The organism is Bacillus sp. (in: firmicutes) (genome assembly GCA_017656295.1).
In the GTDB taxonomy this organism is placed as follows: domain Bacteria; phylum Bacillota; class Bacilli; order Bacillales; family JACDOC01; genus JACDOC01.
The window spans coordinates 24,773-46,328 of the sequence record JACDOC010000011.1 but is presented as its reverse complement, the minus strand read 5'-3'; the positions used below and the strand labels follow the sequence as shown (position 1 = coordinate 46,328).

Genomic DNA, 21,556 nt, shown 5'->3' with positions numbered 1-21,556 from the left:
GGGGATTCTATGAAACCATTATATCTCCAAGAAATTGTGAACGTCATTGACGGAAATGTGACACATGGGTCAGGAAATCCACTCATCGAACATGTTACGTATCGTCCGAAAAAAATAAAGGACCATACCTTGTTATTCTACCGTTACAACGATATGAAAATCGATAAACAATTGTTTAAAAAGTATCAACCGGTTACGGTAGTTACCGACGAACCAGATGCTTTTAGAAAAGTAAAAAACCATTGTATTTTGATTCAAGTGGAGCATATAGAGGATGCATACTGGAAATTTGTAACTTACTATCGAAACCTGTTCGATATTCCAATCATCGGTATCACCGGTACGTGTGGAAAAACAACGACGAAACAGATGGTCAAACATATTTTAAGAAAGTATTATCACGTCCACTCTACCTATCTAAGTAATAATCAAAGGTCCCTTAATTTAAAGTATTTGCTGGGGATTGATGACCAAACGGAAGCAGCCGTGTTTGAAATGCCGGTAGCATCGCCAGGATATTTAGCCAATACGATTCAATATTTCCAGCCGCCGATTCGTGTTTTGCTAAATATTGATGTGTACCACTTAAAGGATTGCAAAACCCCTGATGCGTATATGAAAGCGAAAGCAGAAATTCTCACAGGACTTGATAAAAAGACGGGGATCATCATTTTAAATGGCGATGACCCGAACATCAAAAAAGTAGTAGATATAAGTGATTTTAACCATGTCATTTATTTTGGTATGAGTGAAGGATGTCATTTTAAAGCTAATCATGTCCGTTACACAGATGAAGGCATGAAGTTTACCCTTACGCACCAAGAAAACGAGTATGAAGTGTTGGTGCCTGGTTATGGAAAATCGAATGTGTACAATGCCTTAGCTTCGATTGCTGCTGCATCCAGTGCAGGAATAGAAATTGCTGAATGTTGTGAACGATTAGCTACATTTGAACACATGAAGGAACATTTAGAAATCCAAAAAGGGGTTGGTGGAGTAACCATTATTGACGATACTTGGAACGTAACACCATTATCGATGGCTGAAGCACTTGAAGTACTTAAAGACATATCCGGTACAAAAATAAAAATCGCCATTTTAGGATATATGCCACAGTTAGGAAACCAAAAGTATGCGATGGAACAATATGCACGAATGGGGGAGAAAGTGGTAAACACGAACGTAGACCACTTAATCATCGTTGGAGATGAAGCAAAGGAAATTGGTCGGGTAGCAATGCAACAAGGAATGAACACCAACAATGTGCATTTTTGTACGGACGGTAAGGACGTCTATGAAACAGTAAAATCCTTTCTCCATTCAGATGCAGTGATTCTTTTAAAATTACCTCATCGTGTGATGGTAGAAGACACTTTTAAACAGTTTAAGAGGGCCATTATACGATAGTCTTTTTATCTACTTATAAAAAATATTTGATTAGAAAGGAAGGCAACATGAAAAAGACAGCTCAGTTACGACATATAATTAATTCAAGTTCATTAGATTTTTTAATGGAAGCCCATAATGGTATATCAGCAAAAATTGTTGAAGAAGCTGGATTTAAAGGAATTTGGGCCAGTGGATTATCCATCTCAGCGTCTTTGGGCGTACGAGATAACAATGAAGCGTCATGGACACAAGTGTTAGATGTGTTAGAGTTTATGAGTGATGCCACATCCATCCCTATATTATTAGATGGGGATACGGGATATGGAAACTTTAATAACGCACGACGCCTTGTAAAAAAATTAGAATCTAGACAGATCGCCGGTGTATGTATTGAAGATAAGCTCTTTCCAAAAACGAATTCATTTATTAGCGGGGAGGCACAGCCTTTAGCGGATGTAGAAGAGTTTTGTGGAAAAATTAAAGCGATGAAAGATAGTCAGGCAGACGATGAATTTGTGGTGGTCGCCAGAGTAGAAGCGTTTATTGCTGGCTGGGGACTTCAGGAAGCTCTTCGTCGTGCGGAGGCGTATCGTCAAGCAGGAGCGGATGCGGTATTAATTCATAGTAAAAAAAGTGACCATTCAGAGATTAAAGCATTTATGAAAGAATGGAGCGGCAGGCTTCCGGTCGTCATTGTCCCGACGAAATATTATTCTGTTCCGACCCAAGTTTTTAAAGATTTAGGTGTAAATGTGGCGATTTGGGCCAATCATAATTTGCGTGCAGCGATTACGGCAATGCAACATACGACCCGTCAAATTTATCAAGATCAAAGTCTAGTCGACGTTGAATCAGCGGTTGTACCGGTCGATGAAGTGTTTCGACTTCAAGGAGCAGATGAATTACAACAAGCAGAAAAGAAGTATCTCCCGGTCCCAAGAAAAAAAGTAAATGCCATTATTTTAGCTGCTAGCCGTGGAGACATGGATGAGCTTACCAAAGAGATTCCGAAAACGCTTTTGAAAGTCGGTGGAAAATCGATTTTAACTACACAAATCGATGAATTTCATAAAGTAGGGATTAAAGACATTTGCGTAGTGAGAGGATACGCAAAAGATAAAGTGTCATCTGCCAATTTCTCAGTTATTGACAATGATTTATACGCCGAAACAAAAGAACTGTATTCATTATATCTAGCAAAAGAACAATTACAGGAAAATACCATCATCAGCTACGGAGATATTATTTTTAAAAATTACATCCTCAACGATCTTCTCAATGACCTAAACGATATCACCCTCATCGTCGATGCTGACGTCGAAACCATCAGTAAAGATAAAGATTTTGTCACCACGAACATTCCCTATTCTAAAAAGTTATACTCTAGTACCGTTCAATTTCTCCATATGTCTAACAATCTACAAGAAGAAGACATCCACGGGGAATTTATCGGGTTATGGAAAGTATCGAAAAAAGGGGCACTCATTGTAAAAAAAGCACTTGAACATTTGGCAGAAAGAGAAGATTTCCACCAACTGACCATGGCCGATCTGTTTCATTACATTAGCTCTTCACACAAAATTGCCGTGAAATATATCAAAGGTTCTTGGTTAGATATTGATACAATTCGTGACTTACAAAAAGCAGGTGAGTTATTTGATTGACACAAAACTGTTTGGTGAAGAATTAAAAAAGTTAGGTTTCACATTTTTTAGTGGGGTTCCTTGTTCGTTTCTTAAACATTTAATCAACTATGCGATGAACGAATGTGACTATGTAGCAGCAACGAATGAAGGGGAAGCGGTGGCTATTGCATCTGGTGCGACATTAGCTGGAGAAAAATCAGTTGTATTAATGCAAAATTCCGGGTTAACGAACGCTGTTTCTCCTCTTGTTTCTTTAAATTATCCGTTTCAAATCCCGGTGCTTGGATTTGTTAGTTTAAGAGGGGAACCGGGACTTTCAGATGAACCCCAACATGAATTGATGGGGCGTATCACTACACAAATGTTAGAGCTGATGGAAATCAAGTGGGATTACTTATCATCAAACTTGGACGAAGCAAAACAGCAATTACAGCGTGCGAAAACTTGTATTGAACATCAGCAGTCATTCTTTTTTGTTGTGAAAAAAGGAACGTTTACAACGGAATCACTTAAAATTGAAAAACAAAGGACAAATTTCAACGTAAAAAAGGTAAATCGATCAGGAGAAGATCAACTGCCGACACGATGGGAAGTTTTACAGCATATTAATTCATTGAAAGACGAGCAAACCGTCCAATTAGCAACTACAGGTAAAACAGGCAGGGAACTGTTTGAAGTGGAAGATGCCCCGAATAATTTATATATGGTCGGTTCGATGGGCTGTGTGAGTTCGCTTGGTCTAGGAATGGCACGAACAAAGAAAGATAAAGATGTGTTCGTCATTGAAGGTGACGGGGCGTTGTTGATGCGGATGGGTAGTTTAGCGACAAATGGGTATTACGCACCGAAAAATATGTTGCATTTTTTATTGGACAATAATGTACACGATTCAACTGGAGGACAAAGCACAGTTTCTCACAACGTTGATTTTGTTGAAGTAGCAGCATCTTGCGGTTATACAAAAGCGATTTACATTCACAACCTACATGAATTAACTGATCAAATAAATGATTGGAAGAAACATAAAGGCTTAACATTTCTTTATATGAAAATAGCACCTGGCTCAAAGAAAAATCTTGCTCGTCCAACATTAAAGCCACATCAAGTGAAAGAGCGATTGAAGGTGTTTTTAAATGGTTAAAACAGCCGTTATTTTAGCCGCTGGGATGGGAAGTCGACTGGGCGAACGAACGAAACATCAGCCGAAGGGATTTTTACAACTCGGTGAGAAACCGATCATTGAAGAATCAATCCAGAAATTATTGGAGGCAGGTATTGAAGAGATTGTTATTGGAACAGGTTATTTAGCTGAGGCTTACGAAGAACTAGCTAAACAATATCCCCAAATTACTTGCGTTCGTAACGACAAGTATGAAACGACCGGGAGTTTATACACCCTTTATTGTTTAAAAGAACGGGTTAGTCAAGACTTTCTTCTATTAGAAAGTGACTTAGTCTATGAAAAAAAGGCAATTAAACTACTAATCAACCATCGTTGTGCCGATGTCATTTTGGCTAGCAGCTTAACCGGGGCGAATGACGAGGTTTTTATCGAAACCGATGAACAATGCTTCTTAAAAAAGATGTCCAAAAACAAAGAGGAACTAGTTAACCCTAGCGTCGCGTTAGTAGGAATATCGAAACTATCCTATTCTACATTCCATACGATATGCGAATATGCGGAAAAACATTTTCAGGAACAATTGATGCTCGATTATGAAGCCGCCCTTGTAGGTATTTCTTCTCAAGTTCCACTTTACGTCTACAAAATCCATCCATTAGCTTGGTGTGAAATTGATAACGAAGAACATTTATTACAAGCAAAACGTGACATTTATCCGTACATCAAACTTCAAGAAAGGGAGAAACCGCCTGTTCAAAGAAAAATTCTACTAAATCCGGGACCAGCCACTACGACAGATACTGTCAAATATGCACAAGTTGTTCCTGATATTTGTCCGCGAGAAGAAGAATTCGGCTATGTGATGCAATTTATTTCAGATGAATTAACCAATTTCGTTGCATCCACTGATCAATATACCACCGTCCTGTTTGGGGGCTCTGGAACGGCTGTTGTCGAGTCTATTTTAAGTTCCGTAATAGGTGATGGAACTGTCTTGATTATTAATAACGGTGCCTACGGAAAACGAATGTGCCAAATCGCCGATGCATATGGCCTGAATTTTGTGGAATTCGAAAGTAGGCCTGATCAACCTTTACACCTTCCATCCATCGAAAAGATCATTCATCAGTTTAACGGGAAGATTACTCATCTTGCCGTTGTTCATCACGAAACAACAACAGGACTGTTAAATGATATTGCTTCGCTCGGACGCCTTTGTCAAACATATGGTATTCATATGATTGTGGATGCAATGAGCTCATATGCGGCTATTCCTCTTGATATGGAAGCAATGAATATAAGTTATCTTGCCGCTAGTTCCAATAAAAATCTTCAAGGCATGGCTGGTGTTGGATTTGTGATTGCGAGAAAAGACCATTTAGAAGCGACGAAACAGCTTCGTCCCCGTAATTTTTATCTCCATTTGTATTCACAGTATCAATACTTCCAGGAAACGAAACAGATGCGATTTACTCCTCCCGTTCAAACACTTTATGCGTTAAAACAAGCCATCATAGAGACTCGCCTTGAAGGAATTGAAAATCGGTATGCGAGATATTCTAAAATCTGGGAAGTGCTGATTAATGGCATTACTCGTTTAGGATTAACCCACTTGGTAAAAAAAGAACATCACTCCCGTATCATTACGGCCATAGTGGAACCAACCATTCCTAGCTATTGTTTTGGTGAAATGCATCAGTTTTTTCAACAACATGGAATAACCATTTATCCTGGAAAACTTCATGATTTTCCAACGTTTCGGGTGGCCAATATTGGGGACATCACATATAAAGATATGGAACAATTTGTTCAGCTATTAGAGCAATATCTCTTTTCGATTGGATTTTGTCCTGAAAGGAAGAAGAATCATGGCATTTCCTAAACATCGGTTAGCAGGCTCTGTGGCTGTATTTAATGAGCACAATGAAATTTTATTAGTAAAAAATTGGAAAAGAGGATGGGAATTTCCTGGTGGGTATGTAGAAAATGGTGAATCTATTCAGGAGGCGGCTATTAGAGAAGTGAAAGAAGAGGCCGGAATAGAGATCCAAATTATCAAATTATGTGGCGTTATACAAGATATTAAAAATAGTCGCTGTACCATTCTTTTTCTTGGAACTCCCATTAGAGGAAAGGTCACATGTGGGGACGATGCGTTAGATGCTGGATTTTTCTCCATCGAGGATGCCCTACAAATGGTGAAATGGAAAACGTATAAAGAGAGAATTCATAAATGTTTGAATGAGACAGAACATCCATTTTTTATTGAATCGTAATGTAAGAGGGTGGAATTGTGGTATCTTATATCTCTTTGACAACAGAAGAAGCGATTGCAAAATATGAAGCGAATTATAACGATTATAAAAATAATGAATTAAAAAAAGTGAAGCAGTATCGTGATAGTTATCAACATATAAAAGGGAGTTTAGCGGACCAAATCGTTGAACGTGCGATATGGTATATGGAGCATGGCTATACGGTATATGGACACGGATATAATTCTTATCACTCTGATGGAGTCCTCGATTGTTCAGGGTTTATCAAATTAGTCTATGGCGATTTTGGATTTGACTTGACTGGTGTTGCGAAAAAGTATGTCGATATAGGGAAACGTGTTGACGGTGTTTATCAAAAGATTGTTGATGAATATTGGCACTTGGAAGGGGTGAAACATCTTCGTCCGGGAGATATTTTTACTTGGTGGAAAGAGCGGAGCAATCATACCGTTTATATTGGGCATGTAGGGATTTACATGGGCGAGTTAGAAGGAAGGCCTTCTGTCATTTGTACAGCAAGAGGAACACCAACTGCTATCGGAATTATATCAAGCTTCAAACGATGGTATGGTAGAAATTTTTATAATGTTCAACGAATTTTACCTGAAGGGTCATGGACGCCAGGAATCGTTATCGATGGTCACGAAGATCGGGGACCAGTCATTCCAAAGCGGTACGTCCTCCCACCCCAAAAGCCGATTATTATGCCCAATCGTCATCAATAGCTAAACGGATTTACGTAAAAGAGATGTGTATCTGTAAGCTATTTTTCAAAAATATTTTGGATGACTCATTTGGATAGACACTGATACGAAATAAATTCATAAAATAAAATTGAAATGCCATGCTCTTATAGGGAATTATGAAGGGGTGAGACTGTGGAAACAGAACCGATTCAATTGGGCTTTTTATATCATGCAAAAAAACAGCATCACCTTTATCAACACATGCTTGAACAATTCAGTCGATATTCCAAACAATATCGATTGAAAACCGTCTTGTTTTCAATCGATGGAATTAATCTAGATTATCAATGCATTTGTGGTACGATTCTTGACGGTAACACCATTCGTGAAGGGCTATGTGACATTCCCCCTTTAATTTATAACTTCGCCCTTTTTTCCAGAAAAGAAAATATTCGTAAAATGCGTACGTTAAGGAAAATGGAAAACATCACTGTCATTAATCCGGTTAATCGATTTGACCAAGGTATCATCTTTGAAATGTTAACAGCGTTAGAAGGTTCCCATCAATTTCTCCTACCGTCAGAAGCCTTAGATCCTACTATATTAACCGAATGGTTACAAGCTAATGATACCTTATATCTCTTACCTGAAAAGACGTACGTCTCTCCAAAAGCTGCAGTCATTAAAAAAACAAAGAAGAACAATTTTATTATTTGTATTGGCAATTTTGAACAAGTTTGTGAAAGTAAAGACATTCAAACTTATATTTTAAAAATGGTCAATAACAAAAATTTCCGTTTAATGAAGGGGATTCCATGTATGAAAAAAGAGAAAACCCCACTTGAAATAAGAATGTATTTGCAAAAGGGGGCGGAAGGAACATGGACGAATCCCTTGATGGTTGTAAAAAAAGGAATCTTTTCACAACAAGAAATGATCTCCACCTCGTTAAAAAATGTTCAAAATATGACCAATCATCAAGTAGAATCATTAACCAATCTTACATTAAAGATTGCGGAGTATTTTGATTTTTATATTCCGCTTTTAGGCAGTTGTACGCTTGATTTTCTTCTTGAAGAAAAAGGTTTTCCTTATCTCATTTATGTTGCCGGGTTTGATCAAGAATTGTCTACCTTCAATCAATTAGAAAATGGAGAACAATCTAATCTATTGGACCATGCTTTTTTCTACCTGTTATATTTACGGGATCAATCTGTCAAAGAAAAGGGTCTTACAACATGAAATGGATAAAATTAGAGAAATTAAAAGAAATAGATTCGGAATATTCTGGCAATGTGGTCTATTTCCCAAATGAAATAGCCAAACAGTTGCCAACGAAGACAAAACTAGTGTTTGGCCAACGAGAGATTTCGGTTATGATATCTGAATACACCTCAACAGAAAAAAATACAGGCAATCACTTTCATCAACCATTACGCTTGAAATGTTCCGCCCAAGTGTTTGAGCAACTACTCTTCCAAGAGTCGGCTACTTATCAAATGTACACTAAAGATAACATGATTCATATCGGTCCTGTAATCGGATTTCTCCTTGGCGATCAGCATTACTATTATCATGACCGTCGTTTAAAAGAATTATCAGATGCCATGGGAGTTTATGAACACGTTGGTGGTCTATATATTGCATTTAGGCATTGCTCGATTAGTTGGCAGGATAAATGTATTTATGGACAGTTTTATAATTACAGCAATCAAAAATGGGAATATGGTAAACTGCCTTTTCCATCGGTTGTTTATCGAAGAGGATTTAACTCCAAAAATAATTTTGTGACGGAAGTTACCGATATAGCCAATTGGAAAGTTTTTAATGAGAAGCGATTTGATAAATGGGAAATGTATAAATTATTAAAAGAAAATGAACAATTACATTCTTATGTACCTGAAACCGCCATCCTAACTACAGAAAATTTAATATCATTTCTTACAAAATATACAAAAGTTATCTTAAAGCCACATAAGCTTTCAAGGGGACGAGGCATTTCCATCATCTCTAAAAATGATGATGGAACGTTAACCATTCAAGATTATCGAAAATTTACTGAAATAAGTATTTTATTTTCTCAGTTGCAATCATATTTAGTTGAAGGTAACTATATACATCAAGATTATATCATTCAGCCATTTATCCCTTTAGCGCAAATTAATGGAAGACCTTGGGATATACGAGTCGTTATGCAAAAAAACAGATGGAAAAATTGGGTTTGCAGCGGAATTGAGTGCCGGCTTGCCGGACCGGGGAAAATGATTACCAACATTTCAAATGGGGGAAGTGCCCTTCATCTAAGGGAAGCGCTTGCGTTAGCTTTTGATTCGGAAATCGCCTCTTTTCAAGTTGAAGAAGAAATTGAATTCATTACGAAACATTTTTGTGAAATGATGGATGAAACAGGCGGCCATTTTGCCGAATTCGGTATCGATTTAGCGTTGGATCAACAAAAACATTTTTGGTTTATAGAAGCGAATGTTCGTCCGACATTTAAAGGGTTTCAATTGTTAGATGAAAGAATTTACCGTCAAATTTGTTACGAACCTATTCTTTATTCAGCTTCTATTGCCGGTTTTGGCTGGGAGGAAAATAATGAAACGAACATACAAAATTATTCCGGACTTACAGGCACGTAATGCACTAACGATCCATCCGACTACTGCTAGACGACAACACATTCCCATTTCAAAAAAATGGTTTTTACGTTTTGGCATGCAAGTATTAGAAATCAACTTGAACATCTCTTCGAAAATAAATGAAAATGAAGTCAAGTTATCTGTTGATATAATTGAATGGTTACGGATTCCTATTAATGGAACGTACGAACTCCGCCGAGTAGCAAATGAACTAATCATTGGACCTTATCTCGGTCTTCTGACAACATCGAAAAAAAGCAGTTTAGATGAAACGGTGCAATACTTATCTAATTACTTATACGATTACGACCATATTGGAGGAGCGATTGTTGCTTTTTCACTAGAGGGGATTCACACGAACGATCACACGATTGAAGGATATTTGTATAATCCAGACACGAAAAAATGGGAAAGCGGTGTGTATTCATATCCTGCGAGTGTCTTTAAAACCATTTATTTAAATAAAAAATGGAGAAACTATTTTCAAAGAGTGTTTGGTCAACGTTTTTTTAACAGTTATATATTCAATAAATGGGAGATGTATCAATGGTTAACCCAAAACGATGACGTAAAGACCTTTTTACCTTATACCGTTCTGTACAAACGACCGAAAGACTTAGAAGCCACATTGAACCGTTATGACCAAATATTTGTGAAACCTGTTCACGGAAGTATGGGAGAGAGAATATATAAAGTTACCAAACTTGGAGAACAGAATTTGAAATTGGAATATTCTCAGGACGGAACGGCATATACGATGACATTTAAAAGTGTATATGATTTAGACCAGTATTTCCTCAACCGGTTTAAAGGTAAAAAAGTAATTTTACAGGAAGCGCTTGACTTAATTTCTTTTGATGGAAAGAACATTGATTTTCGAATCGTGTTAGTGAAAGATCAAGCAGGTGAATGGAACGATATGTGCATGGTGGCCAAATATGGGCAAAAAGGGAGCATTATCACCAATATTTTAGCTGGAGGGACGGCTGAAATAGGGGAAGTGACGTTACAAAAAATATTTAACCTTTCACCAAATGAAGTGTTTGCTTGGCGGAAGGAGATTTCAGAGCTCGTAAAAAAAACCGCCCAATGTATCGAACAATGTGGTGTACACTGTGGAAATTTAGGAATAGATATTGCCATTGATCATGATCAAAGGGTGTGGATTCTTGAGGTGAATAATTTAAATCCGAGTCCGTTGTTCGCACTTGATATTCATAATCGTCCCCTTTTTTATGAAATCAAGCGGATGAATCTTCTATACGCAAAAAATTTAGCCGGCTTTCCGGAGGAGTTAACATGATCGTAAATATTACAAAGGTTCCAATGCAAATAAAAAATGCAATCGTCGTCCATGAATCCGTATTTTTTGATATGGATGTGATTCCACGGCGGATGATTTTGCAAATTGGTTCGTGGCGGCGAGAAGTGGAAGTTGAGCTTTCAAGTGACATAACGAAAAATGTCATCGCTTTGTCCAATCAAATGCATGTCCCTTTTGATTTTCCGGAAAATATTCCATTCGATGTTACCATGACCAATCGGGTCATACATGTTGGCCCCGTTATTGGCTTAATCGCATTTCGAGAAGAACGAGAGATGGATCTTCATGCGATACAAAAATTTAAGGACTATGTTGTTAACTATGTGAACCTTCGTGGGCTCCTTTATATTTGTGCGGCCGATAGTATATCTTTTTCAAATCAAACAGTTAAAGGGTATGTTTATCAGCCGGATCAAAAGAGTGACCAGCCGTCTTTTCAATTAAGTACATTTCCTCTACCTGATGTGTTTATCAATAAAGTTCGTCTCGATGAACCGGTCGTTGAACAACTTATCTCTTCACATGGGGAAAAACTAGTGAACTCTTATGTATGGAATTATCGTGAATTAGAGGAATGGCTATCCTCCTATCCCTCCATCTCTTCACATTTACTTTCTATGAACCAACTAACGACTTTGGAAAATTTAGATGAGATGTTAAATATGCATGAAACGGTTGTATTAAAACCCATCCATTTACGAAGCAATTGTATGGAATATAAAGTAAAGAAGCTTAAGAATAGATATCAATGGATAAATCAATGGAAAGTATATAGCTATTCTAAAGATGAAGCCACTGTACTTTTTTCAAAGTTAATACCTGAGGAACCATTTCTCATCCAACCGCTTATTTCGTCAATCAATAAAGAGGGGAACTCTTATATATTGAGAGCTTTTTTACAAAAAAATCGTTCCAAGCATTGGCGTTGTTCAGCAATTGTTTCCGATTTTAAGGGTGCCGAAGAATTTTCTTTAACGGGACAGGAAATCTTACGGAATGCCTTTCATTTGAACGAACGAGAGGTGTTTTTAAAGGAACAAGAAATAATCACACTTTGTCATTCAGTATGCCAACTAATAGAGAAGTGTTATGGAACGTACGCAGACTTATGTGTCACGATGAAGATAGACGAAGACTTAAACTTATGGCTATTAGATATCGACCCATTGTACGAACATCAAATGCTTTCCGAATCGATACAAGATCAACAAACGTATTTCAATATCGTGACTGCTCCGCTTGAATATGCCAAATCACTTAGTGGATTTTTATAAAGCTTAGTCCTTCATCTATGAGGGACTTTTTTGTTTTTATAGGTTGGCTCTGGATAAGTGTATCATAGCTAACTTATAAATAAGATTAAAAGAACTGGCAAGGAAATTGCGATAAAGAAAAGTATTTATGTGACAACGGAAAAAACTAAATAAGTAAATTCATATTTCTTTCTGTTTTTCGTGTATAATCTTTGATTTTCTATTAAGTTCGAAGTATGCTAAATCCAAATATGAAATGAGGTGGAAACTGGTGACGACGATTTATGATTTTACAGTTGAAAAACCAAATGGAGAACAAATGACCTTATCGGGGTACAAAGGGAAAGTGTTACTCATAGTGAATACGGCAAGTAAATGTGGATTTACGCCACAATTTAAAGAGTTGCAAGAGCTTTATGAAAAATATAAAGACCAAGGCTTTGAAGTTTTAGGTTTTCCATGCGACCAATTTATGAAGCAAGAATTTGATACAAATGATGAAATTATGCAGTTTTGTCAAGTCAATTATGGAGTATCGTTCCCAATGTTTGCGAAAGTAAATGTGAAAGGTAAAGAGGCGCACCCATTGTTCAAATGGTTAACGCAAGAGAAGAAAGGGTTATTAAGCTCAGAAATTAAATGGAACTTTACGAAATTTTTAGTGGACCGCAAAGGAAATGTCGTAGATCGTTTAGCACCACAAACGAACCCAGCGAAGATAGAGGGGCAGATACAGTCATTAATATCAAGAAAATGAAGTAAAAAACGCAGGAGGAGCTTGTCCCCTGCGTTTTTTATTATATTAACATACCTGCAATCGCAGCGCTTAATAGAGAAGCTAAAGCACCAGCAATTACGGCACGTACTCCTAATTTCGCAATGTCGGCACGGCGGTTAGGCGCTAAGTTTCCAAGACCACCAAGTAAAATTCCTAAAGAAGAGATGTTTGCAAAGCCACATAGGGCAAAACTTACGATAGCAACTGTTTTCTCAGAAAGGTTTGGTATTTCAGGTGCAAAGGCAGAATAAGCAACAAACTCATTTAAAATCAGTTTTTGACCAATAAAGTTACCGGCTAATACTGCTTCATCCCAAGGAACACCGATCGCAAAGGCAATAGGTGCGAATACATAACCTAAAATAACTTCGAGGGATAATTGGTCGAAACCGAACCAGCCACCAACCCATCCAAGTAAACCGTTAATAAGGGCAATAAGAGCAATGAAAGCTAAAAGCATTGCACCGATGTTAAGTGCAAGTTGTAAACCGACGCTTGCCCCACGTGCAGCCGCATCAATGACGTTTGCAGACTCCGTATCCGCTTCCATTTCAAATTCTTTTGGCTCTTCTTTTTCTTCAGTTTCTGGAACGAAAATTTTTGCTAAGACTAATCCAGCAGGTGCCGCCATAAAGCTTGCGGCTAATAAATATTTTAATGGAACACCAAGTAGAGAATATCCAATCAATACAGAACCGGCTACAGAAGCTAAACCACCTGTCATGACGGCAAATAATTCGGATTGAGTCATTTTTGCTAAATATGGACGAATTACAAGCGGTGCCTCTGTTTGTCCAACGAAAATGTTAGCAGCTGCAGACATGGATTCTGCTTTACGTGTTCCTAATAATTTTGCTAAGGAACCACCAATAATTTTAATAAAAAACTGCATAACACCTATATAATATAACACAGAGATTAATGCTGAGAAGAAAATAACAACTGGTAAAACGTTGAACGCGAATATAAATCCGATGTTTGTACCCTCAGCGAATAAACCACCAAATAAAAAGTTAATCCCTTCGTTGGCATACCCAATGATGTTGTTAATCCCCATTGTTAGTTTGTTCAATGCATTTTTTCCAGCTTCCCATTTTAATACTAAGAAAGCGAATACAAATTGAATCGCAAGTCCGCCAAGCACTGTTTGTAACTTAATTTTGGACTTGGCCGTTGAGAATAAAAAGGCAATCCCAAGTACAACTAAAATTCCTAAAAGTCCCCATACATAGTTCATTTTTGTCTTCACCCCAATGATGTATTTAAACCTTGCCGTCACAGTTTTTTTATTTTACAATGCAAATCTGGAATTAACAATGCTTTTTCGACAAATTTTACAAACGATGACACCTTACGTCTGAGGTATGACCTCTGTCAATCCTTGATAATACTAGAAAGGAGCAAGGTAATGAAAATCCGAAAAATTTTTATGGATAACAAGGAAGAAAAAGTATTTATTTACGAAAATAAGAAAGAGGAATACTTTATGGTAGCATTTCCTAGTGCCGAATGGTCTATTCAATTTACGTACGATGAATTTGGTGAGTCTCTTATTAATAAGCTTATCAAATCATTAACTAATCGTTTGAATGAAGAACAAGCAGAAGCTCTTGCCTTACGCATCGACCAGTGGACGAAAGAAATGTAATGAAAAAAGCCGTTCAATTCCAAAAAAGGAAATGAACGGCTTTTTATTCTGGAAAAAGAATACCTTTTTCTTCTATTATATATATAAAATAGATTTTTCTTACAGCGGAGGAGAACGAGATGAACGTGGTGACGAAATTACCTAAAGAAACGATGGTAGCTTTTTTCCAAGAGCATTGGGGAGGCTGTGAAATGATCGTTTCAACGGGAATATATTATTGTCCTGACTTACCTTCTTTAGCGGTCATCAGTGACGAAGGACAACTTCAAGGATTGTTAACGTACAAAAAAAGAAAGCATGCTTGGGAAATTGTATCGTTAGACGCGCTTATTGAGAATCAAGGAATAGGTTCATTGCTGTTAAGAACGTTAGAAGAGATGGCACAAAAAGAAGGAATAAAACGAGTGGAATTAATTACAACAAATGATAATATTCGCGCCATCGAGTTTTATCAAAAACGAGGGTACCGTCTTGAAAAAGTGATAAAAGATGCTGTTAGTGAAGCACGAAAAAAGAAACCGACAATCCCTCTCGTCGCTAATAATGGTATTGTCATTCAAGATGAATGGCTGTTTGTGAAAAATATTCTCTAAAGAAAGAAGGCTTTCTTCCTGAAAAGCCTTTTTATTTTTTAAATCTACTTGACGTATGAAAAAATTATGATAAATTAAAAGTACATACTTTATCACTTAAAAGCGTTTAAGTTTAAAAGCGTTTAAGCAGAAAAGTTTCATAATGGATTTGCTGAACAGAAGAAGTAGTCGTGTAGTGGGCAGCACATAGAGACTAGATGGTTGGTGAAAATCTAGGCAGCTACTCGGACGAATTACACTGTTCGTAACGGCAGATAATGCAAGAGTGGGTGAATGACGACATTCATCAATTAGGGTGGTACCGCGGAGAGCTTCTTCGTCCCTAAAGGGAAGGAGGCTCTTTTTTATTTCGAAAAAAAGGAGGAATCTTTCATGTTTCGTATTCAACCAGTTTATACGCCGAAGCTTTGGGAAGCCATTCTGTTGTCTCTTTGGATATTACTTAGTATTTTTGTCAGTATTTTTTCCTTCTCTTCCGCTCCACAAGTTCCGATTTTGATAGCCATTCTCGTTTTAATGGGATATGGATTCATTCGAAACGTACCGTTGAAAGATTTAGAAGACGGAATGGTTGATGGGGCGAAATCAGGGATCCAAGCCATTTATATCTTTTTCTTTATCGGAATTCTTATCAGTAGCTGGATGTTAAGTGGAACGATTCCAACAGTTATGTATGGAGGATTTGAACTGATTGTGCCGCAATATTTTTATGCGATTGTTTTTCTCCTCACCGCAATTGTTGGCGTTTGTATTGGTAGCTCATTAACGACCGTGGCAACGGTTGGTGTGGCGTTTATTGGTATCAGTAGCGCATTAGATTTATCGTTACCAATTACAGCTGGTGCGATTGTATCGGGTGCCTTTTTCGGTGATAAAATGTCTCCGTTATCGGATACGACAAATCTGGCTGCATCAATTGTCAAAGTGGATCTTTTTGAGCATATTCGCAATATGAGTTGGACGACAGTTCCAGCATTAATTATTACTCTCGTTGTTTTTGTATTCATGTCACCGTCAGAGATTTCTTCAAATTTTTCTAAAGTGGAAGAGATGAAGCAGGCACTCTTAGACAGCGGACTCGTTCATTGGGATAGCCTAATTCCGTTAATCTTATTGTTCATATTGACTATTTTTAAAGTTCCGACGTTGTTTACGTTAGCGATAAGTAGTTTATCGGCCATTGTTATTGCATTTATATATCATGAACATTTAACGATCAGTCAGCTATTTTCGGTATTGTTCGGCGGATTCGTTTCAGAAACAGGAAATGAAGCGATTGATGCATTACTATCCCGGGGCGGAATTAACAGCATGATGTTTACGATATCTCTTGTCTTATTAGCTTTAAGTATGGGAGGGTTATTATTTAAATTGGGCATTGTTCCTTCCATACTTCAAGCAATTGACCAATGGTTAAAAAATCGCCAATCCGTGGTGTTAGCTTCCGTCTTATCAGGGATTGGGGTCAATTTATTAGCTGGAGAACAATACTTGTCCATCCTATTAACCGGTGAAGCGTTCCAATCCCATTACCAACGACTAGGCTTAGCCAATAAAAACTTATCACGTGTTCTAGAAGATGCAGGTACGGTCATTAATCCACTCGTTCCTTGGGGGGTATGCGGAGTATTTATTGCATCGGTCCTTGGGGTACCTACTCTCGAATACGTCCCGTTTGCGTTTTTCTGCTTGTTATCCCCTTTGATTACTGTCCTTTTTGGATTTACTGGCTGGACGCTTACCTACTTGTCAACACCGGTAAAAGAAAAAGCAATTGGAGTCAAATCGTAACGGATTTGACTCTTTTTTTATTCATTCAAGGTGAAAAAATAAACTTTTTCGAAACAAGGAGTGAAATAGTTGCTTGAGAAAAATTCCGTGTTATATAGTAAAACTATGTAGTTCATCAATTAAACTAATTGGTCAAAGCTAGAAAGGAGTACATAAATTGAAGATAAGTGAATTTTCCATTAGGCGACCTGTTTTTACGATGGTCACAATGATTTTTATTTTAATTTTGGGGACGGTATCTTTATTGAAAACACCGTTAAAACTGATTCCTGATATTAGTCCACCGGTAGGGGTCGTTGTAGCTACTTACCCAGGTGCAGGCCCGACTGAAGTTGTGGAAAAAGTGACGAAACCATTAGAAGCGAATTTAGCAACATTACCAGGTATTAAAAATATCCAATCGACTTCCCAAGAAGGGTCGAACTTTATTTTAATGGAGTTTACATGGGATACATCAATTGATGATATTCAAAATGAAGTGTTGCAGCGGTTGGACCAAACCCCTCTTCCAGATGAGGTGAAACCTCGTTTTTTAAAATTTGATCCGTCCCAATTTCCGATTATTCAATTATCCATACGGGGAGAAAAGAACGAGGCATCGTTAAGAGATTTAGCGGAGAAATTAACAGTTGAACTCTCCAAAGTAGATGGCGTCGCGAGTGTAACGACGTCTGGAACAATCACGGAAGAAATTCGGGTCCTCATTGATCAAGACCAATTAAAGACATATGGATTAACGCAAAGTGATATTGTCAATGTTATTCAAGCGAATCAAATATCTTTACCAGGTAATACGGTTTTATCCCAAGACAAAGAGCTAACAACACGTATCGTTAGTTTGTTACATACCGTTGAAGATGTTGAAAATCTGATTGTGACAAAAAATCCTGTCACAGGTGAAACGATTCGGTTAAACGATGTAGCGAACGTTGAGTTGGTATCGAAAGAACAGGAAACGATCACTCGTACGAATCAGCAACCGTCTGTGTTAGTAAATGTTCTTCAACAATCGGATGCAAACACAGCGGAGGTTTCGAAACAATTCCAGAAAAAATTGGATGAACTGTTACAAGAGGAGCGTTTTCAGTCCATTAAAGCTGACCTATTATTTGACCAAGGAGAGTACATTGAGCAATCCATTGGAAACATCGGTAATGCGCTTATTTTAGGTGGCGCTTTTTCGATGATTGTTTTGTTCTTCTTTTTACGAAGTGTGAAAAGTCCAATTATTATAGGAGTCGCCATTCCGTATTCAGTGGTTGTCACGTTTGTTCTTATGTATTTCGCCAAATTTTCGTTAAACATCATGACGCTTGGTGGACTCGCCTTAGGAATCGGTATGCTCGTTGATAACGCGATTGTCGTTATTGAAAATATTTATCGACACCTTTCTATGGGGAAAGATCCAAAAGTAGCGGCTCGAGATGGTGCAAGAGAAGTAGGCGGTGCAATTACGGCTTCCACATTAACTACTGTTGCTGTGTTTTTGCCTGTAGCTTTTATCACTGGATTAATTGGCGAACTGTTTTCGGAGTTTGCGTTAACGATTGCCTTTAGTTTATTAGCTTCATTAGTCGTTGCCTTAACTGTAGTTCCGATGCTTGCTAGCCGTTGGTTGAAACCGTTAAAAGGACACGAGGAAGCACGGAGAAGACGATCGAAGCCGTTGAAAAAATTAGAACGCTCTGTACGGTGGGCACTTCAACATCGGTTTGTCGTGCTGTTCGTTACGTTTGCGTTATTAGTTGCTGGGGGTTACGGAATTTCCACGGTTGGAATGCAATTTTTACCCGCTACCGATGAAGGTTATTTCAATATACGGGTATCGTTAGAGGATGGTGTAGCGTTATCGGAAACAGAACAAGTGGTGAAAGAAGTCGAAAACGTATTAAAAAAGGAATCCGATATTGACGTATTTGTAAGCCTTATCGGTTCCACACAAGAAGAATCATTCCGGGGAACAAGTCAAAATAATATTGCTGAAATTTATGTGAAAATGAAGCCATTGGATGAGCGGGAACGTTCTACATTTGAATTTGTTGATGATGTAAAAGAACAATTGGAAAAAGCAGCGATTTCTGGACATCCAAGCGCGGAGCTTTCCTTTAATTTGCAATCAACCTCAGGTAATGCCCCACAAACGTTATCGTTTAGCGTGAAAGATACAAACAAAAAACGGTTGAACGAATCGGTTGAAAAAATTTATGAGGCGTTAGTGGACTTAAAAGACGTAAATGAAATTACAACCGATGTAATGAATAAAGTAGACGAAGTACAAATTACGGTTGACCGGGAAAAAGCTTTAAACTATGGGTTTGTCCCAGCCCAAGTGGCGACCACCGTCAATAATATTACCCGTGGGGTTCAAGCAACACAAATTGTGGACGATGAAGGAAATGTGCATGGTATTTCCGTGAAATATGATGATGCTTTTACAAAAGACGTTGAAGCCTTGAAAGCAATCGAATTAAAAGCCCCATCTGGTCAATTTGTACCGTTAGAGGAAATTGCCTCCATTGAAATTGGTAAAGGCCCTGTGAACATTCAGCGGATCAATCAGCAGGATGCTGTGCAATTCACGTTGAAATATAAATCAACGACGAACCTTGGCGAAATTTCTAGGCTGGTTGATGAAAAAATTGCTGCATTGAACTTATCACCGGAAACGGAGATTACGTTTGGTGGGGATCGTGAATTATTGGAAAGTTCTATTGATGACATGTTGTTAGCGATGGGATTAGCCATTGTCCTAGTTTACTTAGTTATGTCCGCGCAATTTGAATCGTTTAAGTATCCATTTATCATTATGTTTACCGTTCCATTAATGGTTATTGGTGTGGCGATTGCGTTAACCGTTACCCGGACACCTGTTAGTATCTCGGCAATCATTGGGGTTATTGTGTTAGCCGGTATTGTCGTTAACAATGCCATCGTCATTGTCGATTACATTCAACAGCGAAAAGCGGCTGGACTGGACAGTTTAGAAGCTATTGTCGAAGCTGTTCAAGTTCGAGCTCGTCCTATTTTAATGACAGCTTTAACAACGATTTTAGGGCTTCTTCCATTAGCATTAGGAATTGGTGAAGGAACAGAAATTAACCAACCAATGGGAATTACCGTCATTGGTGGATTAATTAGTAGTACGTTCCTTACATTATTTATCATCCCGATTGTGTATAGTTTCTTTGATAAAGAAACAAGACGTATGAAGAAAGCATAAAAAATTGAGTCCCATCTATGACTAAGGCGCAATTAAAGGAAATATATTGTAATGGGAAGTTTGGATGAAGGGGGAAATCGATGGGAGAGACGGTGTTGTTAACAGGATTTCCAGGGTTTTTGAGCGCTCGGTTAATCAAAAAAATTGCCCAACATCAACCGAATGTCCAAATGTATTTGCTATGTCAACCACATCTAATGGACAAAGGCAAAAAAGAAATTTTACAAATTGTTGAGCATTTGAGTCTTTCAGCCAGTCAATTTATATTATTAGAGGGAGACATTTCGCTCAATCGATTAGGATTATCTGAGGACATGTACGATAAGCTAGTCAATGAAGTACAGGTTGTTTGGCATTTAGCTGCCATTTATGATTTAGCTGTACCGAAAGATATCGCATATAAAGTGAATGTAACTGGAACTGAAAATGTCAACGAATTAGTAAGGAAATGTAAAAAAATAAGACGTTACAACTACTTCTCAACGGCTTATGTCGCTGGTACAAGAGAGGGGACGATTTACGAATCGGAGCTCATCACTCCCCCCTCTTTTCGTAATTATTATGAAAGAACGAAATTTGAAGCTGAATGTATTGTCGAGCCGTTAAAAAGCGAATTGCCGGTCACCATTTTTCGTCCGAGTATCGTTGTTGGTCATTCGGAAACGGGAGAAACGGCAAAATTTGATGGTCCGTATATGGTCTTAAATATGTTAGTTGCGCTTCGACGTTTGCCTGTTCTTCCACAAATTGGTATTAACACAACGGAAACGAATCTTGTTCCTTACAATTATGTAATCGATGCAGCTTATTTTCTAGGGACGAATTCAATTGGGATCGGAAAAACGTATCATTTAACAAATCCCAATCCAATTGCTGTTTCCGAATTATATCGGCAACTGATGAGAGAATTGCTTCGAAAACGACCATACGGGAAAATTCCCCTTTTCGTTGGGAAATGGGTATTACACATACCCGCAATTCGAAAACATTTACGAGTAGAAAAAGAGGCTATCGATTATTTTGTTGGAAATGGCTTATTTGACTGTACGCAAGCGATGACTGATTTACAATCAACTACCATAAGATGCCCAAGCGTTACTGAGATTATCCCAGCTCTTGTCGCCTTTTATCAAAAAAACTATGACAATCCACAACTTCACATTCATGTATCATGAAAGGAAGACCGA

At 37.9% G+C, this 21,556-nt stretch carries 17 protein-coding genes; 16 read left to right on the top strand and 1 reads right to left on the bottom strand.

What is annotated here, in order from left to right; all coding sequences use genetic code 11:
• Positions 1 to 9: 9 nt before the first annotated feature.
• The 11 genes from H0Z31_10325 (at position 10) to H0Z31_10275 (ending at position 13,096) form a co-directional block, all read left to right on the top strand.
• Positions 10 to 1,407 carry a UDP-N-acetylmuramoyl-tripeptide--D-alanyl-D-alanine ligase gene (locus H0Z31_10325; protein ID MBO8177836.1) on the top strand — a complete coding sequence of 466 codons (1,398 nt, stop codon included), beginning with the start codon at positions 10 to 12 and terminating at the stop codon, positions 1,405 to 1,407.
• Between the two features lie 47 nt (positions 1,408 to 1,454).
• Positions 1,455 to 3,053: a phosphoenolpyruvate mutase gene (aepX, locus tag H0Z31_10320; GenBank protein ID MBO8177835.1), complete on the top strand. Its 1,599-nt coding sequence runs from the start codon at positions 1,455 to 1,457 to the stop codon at positions 3,051 to 3,053.
• The gene (gene aepY, locus H0Z31_10315; GenBank protein MBO8177834.1) at positions 3,046 to 4,176 is read left to right on the top strand and encodes a phosphonopyruvate decarboxylase; all 1,131 of its coding nucleotides are present in this window, start codon (positions 3,046 to 3,048) and stop codon (positions 4,174 to 4,176) included. The genes aepX and aepY overlap by 8 nt, the downstream gene beginning before the upstream one ends.
• Positions 4,169 to 6,040, top strand: coding sequence for a 2-aminoethylphosphonate--pyruvate transaminase (locus H0Z31_10310; GenBank protein ID MBO8177833.1), 1,872 nt, complete (start codon positions 4,169 to 4,171; stop codon positions 6,038 to 6,040). The genes aepY and H0Z31_10310 overlap by 8 nt, the downstream gene beginning before the upstream one ends.
• Positions 6,027 to 6,434: an NUDIX hydrolase gene (locus H0Z31_10305; protein ID MBO8177832.1), complete on the top strand. Its 408-nt coding sequence runs from the start codon at positions 6,027 to 6,029 to the stop codon at positions 6,432 to 6,434. The genes H0Z31_10310 and H0Z31_10305 overlap by 14 nt, the downstream gene beginning before the upstream one ends.
• Positions 6,435 to 6,448: 14 nt before the next feature.
• Complete coding sequence (locus H0Z31_10300) at positions 6,449 to 7,159, top strand: C40 family peptidase (GenBank protein ID MBO8177831.1); 711 nt, start codon at positions 6,449 to 6,451, stop codon at positions 7,157 to 7,159.
• A 153-nt stretch (positions 7,160 to 7,312) separates the two neighbouring features.
• On the top strand, positions 7,313 to 8,362 hold the full coding sequence (locus H0Z31_10295; GenBank protein MBO8177830.1) for a hypothetical protein: 1,050 nt from the start codon (positions 7,313 to 7,315) through the stop codon (positions 8,360 to 8,362).
• On the top strand, positions 8,359 to 9,762 hold the full coding sequence (locus H0Z31_10290; GenBank protein MBO8177829.1) for a YheC/YheD family protein: 1,404 nt from the start codon (positions 8,359 to 8,361) through the stop codon (positions 9,760 to 9,762). The genes H0Z31_10295 and H0Z31_10290 overlap by 4 nt, the downstream gene beginning before the upstream one ends.
• A complete protein-coding gene (locus H0Z31_10285) occupies positions 9,719 to 11,065 on the top strand; it encodes a YheC/YheD family protein (GenBank protein MBO8177828.1) in 1,347 nt (448 codons plus the stop codon). Before H0Z31_10290 ends, H0Z31_10285 begins: the two co-directional genes overlap by 44 nt.
• Positions 11,062 to 12,360 (top strand): hypothetical protein, encoded by a 1,299-nt coding sequence (locus H0Z31_10280; protein MBO8177827.1) that lies wholly within the window; start codon positions 11,062 to 11,064, stop codon positions 12,358 to 12,360. Before H0Z31_10285 ends, H0Z31_10280 begins: the two co-directional genes overlap by 4 nt.
• 235 nt (positions 12,361 to 12,595) lie before the next feature.
• On the top strand, positions 12,596 to 13,096 hold the full coding sequence (locus tag H0Z31_10275) for a glutathione peroxidase (protein ID MBO8177826.1): 501 nt from the start codon (positions 12,596 to 12,598) through the stop codon (positions 13,094 to 13,096).
• A 40-nt stretch (positions 13,097 to 13,136) separates the two neighbouring features.
• Here the strand turns inward: H0Z31_10275 and H0Z31_10270 are convergent, their stop codons facing one another.
• Positions 13,137 to 14,354: a NupC/NupG family nucleoside CNT transporter gene (locus H0Z31_10270; GenBank protein ID MBO8177825.1), complete on the bottom strand. Its 1,218-nt coding sequence runs from the start codon at positions 14,352 to 14,354 to the stop codon at positions 13,137 to 13,139.
• Positions 14,355 to 14,525: 171 nt separating this feature from the next.
• Here H0Z31_10270 and H0Z31_10265 point away from each other — a divergent pair, with 171 nt between their 5' ends.
• The 5 genes from H0Z31_10265 (at position 14,526) to H0Z31_10245 (ending at position 21,544) form a co-directional block, all read left to right on the top strand.
• Positions 14,526 to 14,765 carry a YueH family protein gene (locus tag H0Z31_10265; protein MBO8177824.1) on the top strand — a complete coding sequence of 80 codons (240 nt, stop codon included), beginning with the start codon at positions 14,526 to 14,528 and terminating at the stop codon, positions 14,763 to 14,765.
• 119 nt (positions 14,766 to 14,884) lie between these two features.
• Positions 14,885 to 15,358 carry a GNAT family N-acetyltransferase gene (locus H0Z31_10260; protein ID MBO8177823.1) on the top strand — a complete coding sequence of 158 codons (474 nt, stop codon included), beginning with the start codon at positions 14,885 to 14,887 and terminating at the stop codon, positions 15,356 to 15,358.
• Between the two features lie 372 nt (positions 15,359 to 15,730).
• Positions 15,731 to 17,149: a Na+/H+ antiporter NhaC gene (gene nhaC, locus H0Z31_10255; GenBank protein MBO8177822.1), complete on the top strand. Its 1,419-nt coding sequence runs from the start codon at positions 15,731 to 15,733 to the stop codon at positions 17,147 to 17,149.
• Between the two features lie 157 nt (positions 17,150 to 17,306).
• Positions 17,307 to 20,369: an efflux RND transporter permease subunit gene (locus H0Z31_10250; protein ID MBO8177821.1), complete on the top strand. Its 3,063-nt coding sequence runs from the start codon at positions 17,307 to 17,309 to the stop codon at positions 20,367 to 20,369.
• Positions 20,370 to 20,449: 80 nt separating this feature from the next.
• Entirely contained in the window at positions 20,450 to 21,544 is a 1,095-nt protein-coding gene (locus H0Z31_10245) for an SDR family oxidoreductase (protein ID MBO8177820.1), read from the top strand.
• Positions 21,545 to 21,556: the final 12 nt, after the last annotated feature.